The sequence below is a fragment of the Bacillus sp. LR_5 genome (genome assembly GCF_042709275.1).
The window spans coordinates 1-14,181 of the sequence record NZ_JAVAXX010000169.1 but is presented as its reverse complement, the minus strand read 5'-3'; the positions used below and the strand labels follow the sequence as shown (position 1 = coordinate 14,181).

Annotated in this window: 15 protein-coding genes and 1 riboswitch; of the genes, 9 read left to right on the top strand and 6 right to left on the bottom strand. The window is 43.1% G+C overall.

What is annotated here, in order from left to right; all coding sequences use genetic code 11:
- Positions 1-65: 65 nt before the first annotated feature.
- From RAC86_RS25270 to RAC86_RS25260, 3 genes are all read left to right on the top strand, one after another.
- The gene (locus tag RAC86_RS25270) at positions 66-1,601 is read left to right on the top strand and encodes an MFS transporter (protein ID WP_072566748.1); all 1,536 of its coding nucleotides are present in this window, start codon (positions 66-68) and stop codon (positions 1,599-1,601) included.
- Between the two features lie 159 nt (positions 1,602-1,760).
- Entirely contained in the window at positions 1,761-2,609 is an 849-nt protein-coding gene (lytG, locus tag RAC86_RS25265) for an exo-glucosaminidase LytG (protein WP_014114924.1), read from the top strand.
- A gap of 108 nt (positions 2,610-2,717) precedes the next feature.
- Complete coding sequence (locus RAC86_RS25260) at positions 2,718-2,981, top strand: YiaA/YiaB family inner membrane protein (RefSeq protein WP_003222348.1); 264 nt, start codon at positions 2,718-2,720, stop codon at positions 2,979-2,981.
- A 35-nt stretch (positions 2,982-3,016) separates the two neighbouring features.
- Here RAC86_RS25260 and ktrB read toward each other — a convergent pair whose 3' ends face one another.
- From ktrB to gbsR, 4 genes are all read right to left on the bottom strand, one after another.
- Positions 3,017-4,354, bottom strand: a complete 1,338-nt coding sequence (gene ktrB, locus RAC86_RS25255; protein ID WP_072183347.1) for a Ktr system potassium transporter KtrB — start codon at positions 4,352-4,354, stop codon at positions 3,017-3,019.
- A 6-nt stretch (positions 4,355-4,360) separates the two neighbouring features.
- Positions 4,361-5,029 (bottom strand): potassium uptake protein KtrA, encoded by a 669-nt coding sequence (ktrA, locus tag RAC86_RS25250; RefSeq protein WP_014114922.1) that lies wholly within the window; start codon positions 5,027-5,029, stop codon positions 4,361-4,363.
- A 72-nt stretch (positions 5,030-5,101) separates the two neighbouring features.
- Positions 5,102-5,250: riboswitch (cyclic di-AMP (ydaO/yuaA leader) on the bottom strand.
- Positions 5,251-5,396: 146 nt separating this feature from the next.
- Positions 5,397-5,942, bottom strand: coding sequence for a biofilm surface layer hydrophobin BslA (bslA, locus tag RAC86_RS25245; RefSeq protein ID WP_003222741.1), 546 nt, complete (start codon positions 5,940-5,942; stop codon positions 5,397-5,399).
- Between the two features lie 205 nt (positions 5,943-6,147).
- Positions 6,148-6,690 (bottom strand): transcriptional regulator GbsR, encoded by a 543-nt coding sequence (gene gbsR, locus RAC86_RS25240; protein ID WP_014114921.1) that lies wholly within the window; start codon positions 6,688-6,690, stop codon positions 6,148-6,150.
- Between the two features lie 198 nt (positions 6,691-6,888).
- Here gbsR and betB point away from each other — a divergent pair, with 198 nt between their 5' ends.
- The 3 genes from betB (at position 6,889) to RAC86_RS25225 (ending at position 10,251) form a co-directional block, all read left to right on the top strand.
- Positions 6,889-8,361: a betaine-aldehyde dehydrogenase gene (betB, locus tag RAC86_RS25235; protein ID WP_072183350.1), complete on the top strand. Its 1,473-nt coding sequence runs from the start codon at positions 6,889-6,891 to the stop codon at positions 8,359-8,361.
- 15 nt (positions 8,362-8,376) lie between these two features.
- Positions 8,377-9,585 (top strand): choline dehydrogenase, encoded by a 1,209-nt coding sequence (gene gbsB, locus RAC86_RS25230; protein ID WP_014114919.1) that lies wholly within the window; start codon positions 8,377-8,379, stop codon positions 9,583-9,585.
- An 84-nt stretch (positions 9,586-9,669) separates the two neighbouring features.
- Positions 9,670-10,251, top strand: coding sequence for an MOSC domain-containing protein (locus tag RAC86_RS25225; protein WP_072566747.1), 582 nt, complete (start codon positions 9,670-9,672; stop codon positions 10,249-10,251).
- A 5-nt stretch (positions 10,252-10,256) separates the two neighbouring features.
- On the opposite strand, the gene RAC86_RS25220 is transcribed toward RAC86_RS25225, so the two are convergent.
- Complete coding sequence (locus RAC86_RS25220) at positions 10,257-10,745, bottom strand: DinB family protein (protein ID WP_041521050.1); 489 nt, start codon at positions 10,743-10,745, stop codon at positions 10,257-10,259.
- A 168-nt stretch (positions 10,746-10,913) separates the two neighbouring features.
- Here RAC86_RS25220 and RAC86_RS25215 point away from each other — a divergent pair, with 168 nt between their 5' ends.
- Genes RAC86_RS25215 through RAC86_RS25205 form a run of 3 tightly spaced genes read left to right on the top strand, consistent with a single transcriptional unit; the run spans position 10,914 to position 13,534 of the window.
- Entirely contained in the window at positions 10,914-11,438 is a 525-nt protein-coding gene (locus RAC86_RS25215; protein ID WP_072566746.1) for an NfeD family protein, read from the top strand.
- Between the two features lie 20 nt (positions 11,439-11,458).
- A complete protein-coding gene (gene floT / locus RAC86_RS25210) occupies positions 11,459-12,988 on the top strand; it encodes a flotillin lipid rafts scaffold protein FloT (RefSeq protein WP_014114915.1) in 1,530 nt (509 codons plus the stop codon).
- A gap of 24 nt (positions 12,989-13,012) precedes the next feature.
- Positions 13,013-13,534, top strand: a complete 522-nt coding sequence (locus RAC86_RS25205) for a GNAT family N-acetyltransferase (RefSeq protein ID WP_072566745.1) — start codon at positions 13,013-13,015, stop codon at positions 13,532-13,534.
- A 41-nt stretch (positions 13,535-13,575) separates the two neighbouring features.
- On the opposite strand, the gene thiT is transcribed toward RAC86_RS25205, so the two are convergent.
- The gene (gene thiT / locus RAC86_RS25200; RefSeq protein ID WP_061188069.1) at positions 13,576-14,154 is read right to left on the bottom strand and encodes an energy-coupled thiamine transporter ThiT; all 579 of its coding nucleotides are present in this window, start codon (positions 14,152-14,154) and stop codon (positions 13,576-13,578) included.
- Between the last annotated feature and the right edge of the window lie 27 nt (positions 14,155-14,181).

The following is a 14,181-nucleotide window of genomic DNA, read 5'->3' as shown; positions in this document are numbered from 1 at the left end:
TTAGCTTCTTTTGTTTTCAAAAAATGATGTGTTTCGTATGTATTCATTTAGGAAGGAATGACAACATGAAGACAAAACACTACTGGGTGATTTCTTTGCTCGCCGTTTTAGCGGTCGGGCCGGGATTGATGTCTAACACGGCATTGTCGTCAGTTCAAGGCCTTGTTCAGAAAACGGTTGGAACAAGTGACTTCACATCGGTGAATCCAATATTGATCGGCAATATGGCCTTTGCTTTATTAGTCCCGGCAGGACCGCTGTTGAGGAAAAAATTCGGTGCCCGTCCAATCTATCTGGCTTCATTACCCGTTTTTATACTTGGCTCACTGCTTTTCGCATTTTCCAGCGATATTGCATGGATGGCGGCAGGGCGCTTTTTACAGGGGGCGGCTACAGGTGTCATGCTGATGATTATGATTCCAATGCTTGTCCTGTCATTTCCGATTGACCGCAGGAACTACGCACTGCTGGTGCTAATCGGGGGATTTTATGGCTCTGTTATCATCGGCACGATTCTGGGAACGATTGCAACAAGCTACGGGCATTGGAGATGGCTGTTTTACATCTTTGGCGCGCTGTCACTGATCGGTGTCGCGGTGAGCTATTTCTTTCTTCATGATGAGCATCATGGATCGGCAGAACAAGAACAGCCGCTAGATCGTGCAGGAATCATTTTATCTGTGTGCCTTGCTGCAGCCTCAGCGGTTACATTCATTTTTCTGCAAAAATGGGGACTTTCATCAGGTTATGTATGGACTGGTTTTGGGGTGACGTTATGTTTGCTCCTTGTTCTATTGATTGTGGAATATAAAGTGAGAAATCCTTTCATTTCTATTAAACTGATGCTGCTGCCAAAACCGGTGCTCGGTTTATTCATTATAGCTGCAGGAACGATAACGGTAGCTGTCAGCCTTTCTGCTTTTCAGGGATTGCTCCGTCAAATGTATGATATTTCTCAGGAGCATCTCATTCTTTTAAACTTAACTCTTTTAATCGGAGTGGCGATCGCCGCCATTGTGAGCGCTTTGTTTTATGATAAAGTCGGACCCGGGGTGCTCGGTATTATAGGTGCTCTTATTCTCGTGTTTGTGAATTTTCAATGGCTGCATATGCAGGATCAATCGTCTCTCTATATGTTTGCAGTGCTGTTTATCATGCTTGCCGCTGGAACGGGACTGACAGTGGCCGCAGGGCTGATGGGAGCTGCTATGGGCGGCCCGCTGCCTGATTTGGTCAAGAGAATGACAGCTGTTCAGTTTTTAAGATTGTTTGTCTATATGGGAGTTCCAATCCTCATCGGCTTTTTCACGAAAAAAGATGCTGCCAGACAAAGCGGTTCGATGCAGGATTCTATGATGACTGCTTATCATGATCTCTTTTTCATTTCTTTTATTCTGAGTGTGCTGCTCGTTTGCCTGTCATTCTGTATGAACGCTACAGGTAAGGGGCACAAGTTGGCACATAAAACGCATGATAAAGCGAAAACAGTTCCGAAAGAACCAGCCGTTTCAACACAAGGACTATCAAAAGCTGCTGTTACATCACATAAAGTGATACATGATACAGAATACCGTAATGTACTCAGAAATTTACAAAAATAGATACACGATCAAAACCTTTTCCTTGAGGGAAAGGTTTTTTGTTTGCAATCTTTTCCCAACTTTGTCCCTAAAGAATTGAAAAATATTAGAAGTGCAAGTAAAATTCTAAAAGGTAGATTCTTTTACATTCGTAATCTTTTAACTCGAAGGAAGGTTTTCATGGCCCGTAAAAAACTGAAAAAACGTAGACTCTTCATTTCACTATTTTTCATTGTATCGATTCCGCTAGCCCTGTTTGTTTTAGCGACAACGTTATCAAAACCGATAGAAACATCCAAAGAACCCGAAGAAATTGATGAACAGCAGGTATTTATAGACAGCCTGTCCGGACATGCACAAATTTTGTATGAGAAATATCATGTCCTCCCCAGCATCACGATCGCTCAGGCCATACTCGAATCCGACTGGGGGAACAGCGAGCTTGCTGCTCAGGCCAACAACCTTTTTGGCATAAAAGGAAATTATAAAGGCCATCATGTCACGATGGAAACGGACGAATTTGAAAAAGGGAAAAGAAAAACCATTCGAGCGAAGTTTCGAAAATACAGCACGTTTTTTGAATCTATGGATGACCACGCCCAATTGTTTGTCCGCGGCACATCGTGGAATAAAAAGAAGTATAAACCGGTGCTTGAGGCCGGGGATTATAAGGAAGCGGCAACTGCATTGCAAACATCAGGATATGCTACAGACCCTGACTACGCTGATAAAATCAGCGCTATTGTGGAAAAATACGATTTAGATGAGTACGATGAGGTAAATCCATCGCTCAAATCAGTGGATTTAAAAGCCGCCATTAAAGACAGTGCCGTTCAAGACATATGGTCCAAGCCTTCTACTGATGATCGGTCCATAAAGCTCACCTCTGCCCAATCTTACGTCGGCAAAGACATAAAGGTTGTATCTAAAAAGCAGAAAGGCCAGTCCGTATGGTACCAATTTCAAATCAATGATAAACTCATCGGCTGGATTGATGATTCAGCTGTTGAAATAAAGGAAGCAACCTGAGCCCTTTCTCCTGGTATTTTTAATTCTTTGTTCCATTCAGGGGAATTTGAGGTATAATATTCCACGGAAGTTATCACTTATTGACTATGCTTTCAGGAGGGAACAAAGGTGCAGAAATATAGACGGAGAAACACGGTTGCCTTTACAGTACTAGCTTATTTCACTTTTTTTGCGGGAGTATTTTTGTTTAGTATCGGACTCTATAATGCTGATAATCTGGAACTCAATGAAAAAGGCTATTACATCGCTGTTATGATACTTGTAGCGGTCGGTGCGATTCTTACACAAAAAGTGACCCGTGATAATGCAGAGGATAACGAAATCATCGCGGAACAGGAAAAAAGACAAAATCAATCTCATATCGAATCATAAAAAATCCGGCGCCTAAATCGCCGGATTTTTTGTTATTACCCCGTAAACACCTCGCCGTCAGGGTAACGAATATTTGATTTCTCTGTTTTCGCAAATGAAAACACGAACGTCAAAGGACCAATTCTTCCGATGAACATGATAACAATAATGATACATTTCCCCGCTTCTGTAAGTTCAGGAGTCAATCCCATCGATAAACCGACAGTTCCGAATGCGGAAAAAGTTTCAAACACAATTTGAATAAACGGCGCTTGCTCTGTGATCGTCAGGGCGAATATCCCTAAAAACACGATGAACAAACCGGTGACGCTCACAGCTAAAGCTTTAATGATAATCGGATATTTGATGGAGCGGCGGAAAATAACCGTTTCTTTTTTACCTCGCAAATAAGCGATCACAGACATTAAAATCACGATGAACGTAGTCAGCTTAATGCCGCTCGCCGTTGAAGCACTGCCTGCTCCGATAAACATTAATAATAAAGTAAATACAATCGTTCCTTCTCTCATACTTCCAATATCAAGAGAATTGAAGCCAGCGGTTCTTGGCGTCACAGCTTGAAAATAGGAAGCCCATAGTTTATCTCCTATATGCAGGTGGCCGAGCGTGCCGGGATTGCTGTACTCTAAAATAAAGATCACAAGCATAGCGACCGCATTCAGAATCAGGGTTCCTGTCAGCATGATTTTCGTATGTAGAGAAAAGGCTTTAAATCGCCGATTTTTCATAATGTCAAACAGAACGGTAAATCCGATTCCTCCTGTGATAAATAAGAAAGTAATCACTAGGTTAACTGTAGGATCGCCAACGTAGCTCATCAAATTATCCGGCCACAACGAAAACCCGGCATTGTTAAAAGCAGATATTGAGTGAAACAGACTGGCAAACAAGCCGGATGCCCAACCATACTGGGGCACAAGCCTGATGGATAAGATGAGTGCTGCTATCAACTCAATACTGATGGAAAACAGAAACAGGACTTTGACAAGGCCTATGACGCCGCCGATTGTCGGCTGGTTTAAGGCTTCCTGAACCAGCATTCGTTCTTTTAATCCGATTTTTTTCCCTAATATCATGACGATCAAAACAGCAAAAGTCATAAATCCAAGCCCGCCGATCTGAATCAGCCCCATGATGACAGTTTGCCCGAAAAGTGTAAATTCTGTACCGGTATCGACAACTGCAAGCCCTGTAACGGTTGTAGCCGAAGCTGCAGTAAAAAGGGCATCTATCCATGACAATGGCTTCATTGTAGAAATCGGAAGCTTTAACAGCACAGCCCCGATGATAATGGTAAGAAAAAAACCAATTGCAAGCACTTGAGGCGGTGTAAAACGAACCCATTTGATCACTTTATCCTTTTGAAGTGTCACCTATGTCTACATCCCTTCGTTTTCAAAACGTTTAATATCCTTTTTGTGCCCCATGATCACCAGGCAATCCTGTTCGTGTATGATGTCTTCAGGTGCGGGAGAAAGACGGATATCTCCATGATGTTTAATGGCCAGGATCGTGCAGCCGTACTTCGCTCTTACATTCAGATCAATAATCGATTTTGAATCAAGCTTGTGTGTTGCCAGCAGCTCGACAATACTGTAATCATCAGATAAATCAATGTAATTCAAAACGTTCTCATCAGAAAGGCTTTGTGCGATCTTGACGCCCATATCCTTTTCAGGATGAATAATGCGGTCAGCGCCGATTTTTTCAAGCACCTTATGATGATAATGGTTTTGAGCCTTCACCCAAATATGTGGAATGTTAAACTCCTTTAATAATAGGGTGGTCAGGGTACTCGCTTGAATATTCGCTCCGATTGCAACGATCACATATTCAAAATTGCGTATTCCTAACGATAGCAATTCGTTTTCTTCGGTGGCGTTGGCGATCACCGCATGAGTTGCGTAAGAAGCGTATGCATTTACCTTTTCTTCGTTGATATCAATCGCAAGGACCTCATGGCCCATTCTGTGAAGCTCTTTGCAAATGCTTCCACCAAACCTGCCCAGTCCGATCACGGCAAATTGCTTATTTTTTATTCTTCCCAATGTTCATAACTCCCTTAGTGAAATTAACGTTTTGAAGCAAAAAAGACCATTTCGAAGAATGGCCGCTAATAGACCTCCTCTCTGTAAACGCCTACGAGGTTAGCTGTCGGATTAGGGATTCAGAGTACCCCCTCTTACTTAGTAAGATTCACCCCAAGGCTGTTAAAAAAACAGCCAATCGTTGGTTCCCCCGTTCGTATTTGATTAAGCGGTAAAAGAGACTGTATGAAATTGAACACTCAAGAATTTACTCCTGTTTCTAGAGTTTGTCAATTTAAATTTTAAACTAGAAAAAGATAACTGGAAAAAGAGGAAAAAGGGGGAGGTCAAAAACGTAAAAAAGACCGGCGTTAACCGGTCTTTTAGATTAGTTGCAGCCGCATGGCTGAGTCGGAGGAGTGCTGCGCTTAGCCACGTCAATGCTGGCTTCTGCGTAAAATTTATTTCCGATGCTCAATGATTTATTCTCCGCACGGAAAGTATATGTACCTGCGGCAGGAAGTGTTTTGTTATTCAGTTTTAATTTGAACTCGCCAGCTCCTAACAAATCAAGTGCCAGAGGGATTCTTACTGTTTTCCCGTTATTGAGGATCTGTGTTTCACGCAACGCACGTCCGTTCATTGTGTCTTTCGTATTTGCAGTAAATCCGCTTGGCAATGTAAATTCCATAACGCCAAGGCTGAGAAGCGTGTTTGGACGATACGTCAATTCGATATCTGAGAAAGACCATTCAGTTTTGCTGGCCCCTGTAATTGTTGCGAACAATGAAGCTGTTGACTGTGTTTTCATAGTAGACTCAGTATGAGCGGAAGTTGATTTAGATTCAGCCGCGAAAGAAGCTGAAGGTGCTGAAACGAGTAAACCGAGACTTAATGCACTGATTGCCAAAGAAGATAATAATTTGCGTTTCATAATAAAATTCCCCCTAAAAAGTTATAAAATATACAGGCCTGCCCGCTTTTCACCTCCTCTGAACGGCCAAATACAAATTTTACCTACATAAAATTACCATCAAACATTTTGGAAGTAAATGGGGTGTTTTTCCCGTATTTTTCAAATTTGTAGTAATTACATATAAAAGAACAAAAAAACGCCCGGTTTCCCAGGCGTTTCTGTTTTACTTTGTTTCAATCGGTATAAATTTAAAAATTTCCCCGCTTTGCACCGATTCAGCAAGCCGTTTCAGCCAATCATAATAAGCTTTAGAGCTTTCCAGCTGCTCGTATAACTGCAGTGCTTCATTTTTGATGTCCTCACTGAGACTGTCTTTGTTTAAAACCTCTTGTAAATCAGCCTGAGCTTCTTCAATTGCTGCTACATTTACCTGAACTTCCCGTTCCCATTTGGGCGGAAAGAAATTTGTGAAAAATTTGAAGAAATCTTTTTCAGCTACAAATGTATGCTTGCGGATGCCCCGGTGAAATGTTTTTTTCACTACATTTAAGTCCTGAAGCTTTTTGACGCCTGTGCTCATGCTTGGCTTGCTCATTTGCAATTCCTCACGCATTTCGTCAAGCGTCATCTCATCCCTCATATACATCGTCCCATATAGAATCCCGACACTGCGGGTAATTCCGTAAAGATCCATCGTTTCAGCAATGGAGTCGATAACAAGATCCCGAGCCTGTTCTATAGCTGCAAATTCTGGATTTTCATCCATACTGACCCTCTTTTCCTTTAGAAAATTAAATTCGTTAAGTTATTTCTTTATGTTCTTTATCTTAACGAAACATAAAGAAATGTCAAAAAGAAAAATCAAAATGGGGCTTTGACAGTTTAAAATTCGTATGTTAGATTAAGGTTGTTAAAAACGTTAAATTTTTATTTAACAAACTTTATTTACGTCAAGGAGGCTTATATGAGTCAAACATTATATATTGACGGAGAATGGATCAGTGCCGAAAAAGAGCAGATCCGCAGCATTATCAACCCATTTAATCAAGAAGAAATTGCAACCGTAAGCGAAGGAGGTCGAGAGGACGCCATCAAGGCAATCGCAGCCGCGCGAAGAGCATTTGACAAAGGAGAATGGTCATCTCTATCGGGGCTTGAACGCGGGAAGATTGTTCTGAAAATTGCGGAATTAATCAGGCGCGACCTTGATGAACTGGCTGAGCTTGAATCGCTTGATACTGGAAAAACACTCGAAGAAAGCAAGGCGGATATGGACGATATCGCCAATGTTTTTCAATATTACGCCGGATTGGCAGATAAAGATGGCGGAGAGATCATTTCATCTCCGATCCCTGATTCAGAAAGCAAAATCATCAGAGAGCCAATCGGGGTTTGCGGCCAGATTACGCCGTGGAATTATCCGCTCCTGCAAGCGAGCTGGAAAATCGCACCCGCACTGGCTGCAGGAAATACTATCGTCATGAAACCAAGTGAGATCACGCCGCTGACGACAATCAAAGTCTTTAAGCTGATGGAAGAAGCCGGTGTTCCAAAAGGTGTCGCAAATCTTGTTCTTGGACCGGGAGCCACAGTGGGCGACGAGCTTGCCGTAAACAAAGACGTCGATTTGATTTCGTTTACGGGTGGAATCGAAACAGGCAAAAAAATCATGCGGGCAGCAAGCGGAAACGTCAAAAAAATCGCACTTGAACTTGGCGGAAAAAATCCAAATATCGTTTTCAAGGACGCAGATCTAGAGGTTGCGGTCGATCAGGCATTAAACGCTGTATTTTTCCACGCCGGCCAAGTATGCTCAGCTGGTTCCCGCTTGCTTGTTGAAGATGCCATTCACGATCAATTTTTAGCAGAGCTTGTCAAACGGGCAAAACGCATAAAACTCGGAAATGGTTTTCACGCAGATACAGAAAGCGGCCCGCTTATTTCGGCAGAGCACAGGGCAAAAGTAGAAAAATATGTAGAGATCGGAATAGAAGAAGGTGCGAAACTGGAGACAGGAGGCAAGCGTCCGGAAGACCATGCGCTTCAAAAAGGCTTTTTCTATGAACCTACTATTTTCTCAAACTGTAAATCTGACATGAGAATCGTTCAAGAAGAGGTTTTCGGTCCTGTATTGACAGTCGAAACCTTCAGCTCGGAAGAAGAGGTTATCGCGCTTGCGAATGATACCATCTATGGCTTGGCCGGAGCGGTATGGTCAAAAGATATTGAAAAGTGCGAACGCGTAGCAGCCCGCTTGAGAATGGGGACAGTTTGGATTAACGATTTCCATCCGTACTTTGCACAGGCGCCATGGGGCGGCTATAAGCAATCCGGGTTCGGACGCGAGCTTGGAAAAATAGGTCTTGAAGAATACACAGAAGTCAAACATGTGTATCGCAATACAAAACCGGCAGCGGTTAATTGGTTCAATTCATAAGAGGGGGAGTTAATGATGACATTAAATATGAAAATAGAAAGCATGCACAAATTCCATACATTTGAAATTCCGACTGTGATTAAGCACGGAATCGGAGCAGTCAAGAATACGGGTGAAGAAGTAGCTGCGCTTGGCGTTTCAAAAGCACTCCTTGTCACAGACCCTGGAATTTATAAAGCCGGCGTCGTAGATCCTGTTATCGAATCACTTAAAGAAGCAGGCATTGAAGTGGTGCTCTTTAATAAAGTAGAGCCAAACCCGCCTGTCCGTCTGGTGAATGAAGGGTCTGAGCTGTACAAAAAAGAGAACTGTAATGGTTTGGTGGCAGTCGGAGGCGGAAGCTCCATGGATACTGCAAAAGCAATCGGAGTAGAAGCCACTCACGAAGGAAGCGTGCTGGATTATGAAGCGGCAGATGGAAAAAAACCGCTGGAAAACCGTATTCCTCCGCTGACGACAATTCCGACAACGGCTGGAACAGGATCAGAAGTAACCCAATGGGCGGTTATCACAGATGAAGATAGAGAATTCAAATTCAACACGGGCGGTCCGCTGATCGCAGCGCACCTGACCATCATTGATCCGGAGCTTCATGTTTCAATGCCTCCGCATGTAACAGCCATGACGGGAATTGATGCGCTTGCTCATGCCATTGAGTGCTATACAATGAAATTTGCGCAGCCAATCACGGATGCAGTTGCCTTGATGGCGATTGAATATGCCGCTCATTACATTAAAAGAGCATTTGCTGACGGAGAGGATCTGGAAGCAAGATACGGAATGGCGCAGGCTGCGATGCTTGCAGGTCTTTCTTACGGCAGTGAATCAGCGGGCGCGGCTCATGCGATGAGCCAAACGCTTGGCGGTATTATCCCAGTCGCTCACGGTCAATGTGTGGCTGCGATGATGGGACCTGTCATGGAGTACAACTGGAAGGGCTACCCTGAGAAATTTGCACGTATTGCGAAAGCGTTCGGTATTGATACAAGCAATATGACAACAGAAGAAGCTGCGAAAGCATCTGTCAATTGGATGTATGACCTGGTCGAAGACTTAGAAGTACCGACTTTAGAAGAGCAGGGAGTATCACCTGATATGATCGAACGTTTGTCAAAAGAAGCGATGAAAGATCCGCAAACCTTCGGAAACCCTAGAGATTTAAATGAAAAAGCATACAATTGGATCTACAAGCGCTGCTTTAACCTTACACCTAAAACGGTATAACTACATGTCCCGCTCCTTTACAGAGCGGGATTTTTTTGGATAATAAAGCATAGATGGAAATTTTAGAGAAGGAAGGTGCTGCTGATGTGGAAGCGTATAACCGCAAAAACGGAAGGTGTATATATCGCAGATACAGAAAGCTTCGTAACAAAGCAAATGGACAAGCTAGATTTTGATTATGGCGGCATCCCCGGCGACTTGCATTTTGGCCTGACCAAAAAAGCGGGAGCCAGAGAACCGATGTTTTCAAGAGGGACTGAAATTTTTAACCGGAGACAAATTTCTATTGTTTCAATAGAGGAATGTGATGAAATTGCTTTAAAAATGGGAGTGCCGAGCATTTTGCCGGAATGGCTCGGGGCGAATGTGGCAGTCAGCGGCATACCTGATCTTACTTCATTAAAAGAAGGAAGCCGGCTCATTTTTCCAAGCGGAGCCGCTTTGCTGTGTGAGGGAGAAAATGATCCGTGTATTCAGCCGGGAGAAGTCATTCAGTCTTATTATCCGGACAAGTCAAAGCTGGCACCGGCTTTTGTCCGTCATGCACTGGGCATAAGAGGGATTGTGTGCATTGTTGAGAGACCCGGAGCTGTTTACGCAGGTGATGAAATAGAAGTTCATTCCTATCAGCGGAAAGTCAAACCACCAAAAGCAGAAAGGGTCTGATCAAATCAGGCCCTTTCTATCTTCTCTTTAATTTCTTTAATCTGGCTGAGATGCCGTTTTTCATGGTGGCCGATAAAATCGATCCACTGTCTGACAGTCAGCTCTTGAAACACAGGATGCGGAAGCACTCTCTCAAAATCTTCTTCTTTCAGAGAGGCAATTGCAGCAGTCAGCTGCTCTCTCACCACATCAAGCTCGCGTTTCATTTGGCTGCCTGAAATAAAATCATGCTCAGGCTCAAGATGACTCGGAGCTTTCCGTTTATTATTTCTATCCTGTGCTACCTCAAGCGGTTTTTCTTCAACTTCTTTAACAGGAGCTTCCTTTACACGTTCCTTCAGCATTTTTTGTGCGGCCATATCGATTTTTTTCAAATGGTCAAGCACTTCCCGTATGCTCCATTCTTCAGCAGAGGGCTTTTGATTCAGCTTTTCGTCAGAAAGTCCTTTTACTTCGTTCCACGTTTCTAATCTGGCTTCATTAAAGATACTCATCATATCTCCTCCTAAAATGACATTACCATATATATAAGCAATTATCATTTATCAAGCACTTCAAAATGGGTTATTTATCTTAAAATTTTGAAACCTTTTACGTTGTATCTCGTATAAATGGTAACGGCGGCCGTTCATCAATGCATTGGTGAAGAAAGGATGAGGGAATTGGAGTTATTTGGCGTTCCTATACAAACGATTTATCTTTATACGCTTATTATTGCGGGCAGTCTTACGCTGTTATTTCTATTTTTCGGAGACGTATTTGCAGGGCTGTCAGAAGGCATTCCTTTTCTTAATCTGACATTGGTGCTCGCATTTTTTACATGTTTTTCAGCAGGCGGATATATAGGCGAGCTCATATTGCCCATGTCGAGCCTGTTGATCGCGCTTTTATCTTGCATCCTTTCGATCATGCTGGTGGTATTGCTTCACATCTTTGTACTGGTCCCATTATCATCCGCAGAAGAATCATTGGCTTATAAAGAAGATGATCTAAGAGGAAGAGTTGGTAAAGTGATTACAGCTGTTCCTGTTGATGGGTATGGTGAAGTGGTCATTGAAGGGATAGGCGGTACCATCTCAAAGTCAGCGGTCAGTTTTGATAATCAGCAGATCAGTTACGGAACAGCTGTTTTGATCGTGGATGTTAACAACGGAGTTCTTTCGGTCACTCCGCATGAACCTATTTAAAACACAAGGAGGAATGTGATATGACAATGCCGATTATAATTGTCATCGGAGTTGTATTCTTTTTATTAATTGCACTTATAGCCGTGTTTATCACAAAGTATCGTACGGCAGGGCCTGATGAAGCGTTAATCGTAACGGGGAGCTATCTGGGCAATAAAAATGTTCATGTCGATGAAGGCGGCAACCGTCTTAAAATCGTCCGCGGCGGAGGAACCTTTGTCCTTCCCGTCTTCCAGCAGGCAGAGCCGCTAAGCCTATTATCGAGCAAACTTGATGTATCGACACCTGAAGTCTATACAGAACAAGGAGTGCCTGTAATGGCCGATGGAACTGCGATTATTAAAATCGGCGGTTCTATAGGAGAAATCGCTACAGCAGCCGAACAATTTTTAGGAAAATCAAAAGACGACCGCGAGCAGGAAGCGCGGGAGGTTTTAGAAGGCCACCTTCGTTCCATTCTCGGCTCAATGACAGTCGAAGAAATCTATAAAAACAGAGAAAAATTCTCTCAAGAGGTACAGCGTGTCGCTTCGCAGGATCTCGCAAAAATGGGGCTTGTGATTGTCTCCTTTACCATTAAAGATGTACGTGATAAAAACGGTTATCTTGAATCATTAGGGAAACCGAGAATTGCCCAGGTAAAACGGGATGCTGATATCGCAACAGCAGAGGCTGATAAAGAAACCCGAATTAAGCGGGCAGAAGCCGATAAAGATGCAAAAAAATCAGAACTTGAACGGGCAACGGAAATCGCTGAAGCTGAAAAAATCAATCAGCTCAAAATGGCTGAATATCGCAGAGAACAAGATACGGCAAAAGCGAATGCCGACCAGGCATATGATTTAGAGACTGCCAAGGCGCGCCAGCATGTCACAGAGCAGGAAATGCAGGTTAAAATTATCGAACGCCAAAAACAAATAGAATTAGAAGAAAAAGAAATTCTTCGCCGTGAACGTCAATATGACTCAGAAGTAAAGAAAAAAGCCGATGCAGACCGTTATTCAGTCGAGCAGTCCGCAGCAGCTGAGAAAGCCAAACAGCTCGCGGAAGCCGATGCCAAGAAGTACAGTATTGAAGCAATGGCGAAGGCTGAGGCGGAAAAAGTCAGAATTGACGGGTTAGCAAAAGCAGAAGCTGAAAAAGCAAAAGGGGAAACAGAAGCAGAGGTTATCCGCCTAAAAGGTCTGGCAGAAGCGGAAGCAAAAGAGAAAATTGCGGCTGCCTTTGAACAGTATGGGCAGGCGGCGATTTTCGATATGATCGTAAAAATGCTACCGGAATACGCGAAACAAGCAGCGGCACCTCTTTCAAATATTGATAAAATCACAGTTGTTGATACAGGAGGAAGCGGTGAATCAAGCGGCGCTAACAAAGTAACCAGCTATGCGACGAACTTAATGTCAAGCCTGCAAGAAAGCTTAAAAGCATCGTCGGGAATTGACGTGAAAGAAATGATTGAGAACTTTTCAGGAAAAGGAAATGTAAAACAAAGCATTACCGAATTAACAAATGAAATAAAAGAAGCGAAAACGGTCCAAAAACCAGAATAATGACTAAGGAAAGGATCCCAGCGGATGGCAACTGTACGAGAAGCAAAGTTAGAGGATATAAAGGACATTGCAAAAGTGCATGTAGACAGCTGGAGGACAACATATCAAGGAATTGTCCCGGCTGAATACTTAAACAGTCTGAACTACAAGGAATTTGAAGACAAATGGAAAAGCCGCTCGTTAAAAGGTGTATTTGTGGCTCAGGACGAAAATGGTTCGATATTCGGCTTTGCTTCATTTGGACCTATTCGCTCTGAACAAGAAGGTTATGACGGCGAGTTATACGCTATTTATCTTCTGGAAGAGCGCCAGCGGCAAGGTGCAGGCAGGGCGCTCTTAGCAAAAGGAGCAGAGTTTTTGCTTCAACATGGCTTTTCAAGTATGTTTGTTTGGGTCATTGAGCAGAATCCCTCGATTATATTTTATCAAGCCTATTCACCTAAAAGAGTAGCAGAGGACAGCTTTGAAATCGCCGGAATAAGGCTGAAAGAAGTAGGCCTTGGCTGGCCGGATCTTTCTGCTTTAAAAACACTTCTTAACACATAACAAAAAATCCCCCAGCGGAATTCGTTGGGGGATTGTCACTTTTAAGCTTTGTCACTTTTAAGCAAACGGGGGGCTGTCATAAATAATAAACATAGGACAATTGCACAAATAATGAATGAAGGAACCATGTAAGTAGCATTATAAGTTAAAGAATAAATCCATACCGGCGTTCCTTTTGGGGCGTAGCTGCCGAAAAACACTGCCCCTGAAATGACATGTGCGGCATAGCGCAGGAAACTGCCGATAAAAACTGCGCTGACCACTGAAACAATCAATTTCCCTTTTGTTTTGGATGCAGCGGCTTTACGGACAGAATAAGCGAAACAGCCGCTTATTCCGATAGCTGCGAACGCGACAATGTAATCTAACAATAGCTGTATAGGATGTTGTGCGAATAAGTTTCCGATTGCGATTTGAACCAGACCTGTCAGCAGGCCGGTAGTAAGGCCTGCTTTAACACCCCACCGAAACGAAATCAAAAAAATCGGAATCATCATGATGGAGACCGAGCCTCCTTGAGGCATCCTAAGAAACATTCCTGAGACGATGTCTAGAATAACAGCAGCCGCAGTCATAATGGCTATTTCAATAAGGCGAACCAGTTGCTTAGATTGATTCATAAAAATCCCCTTCCATTGATAGACAAT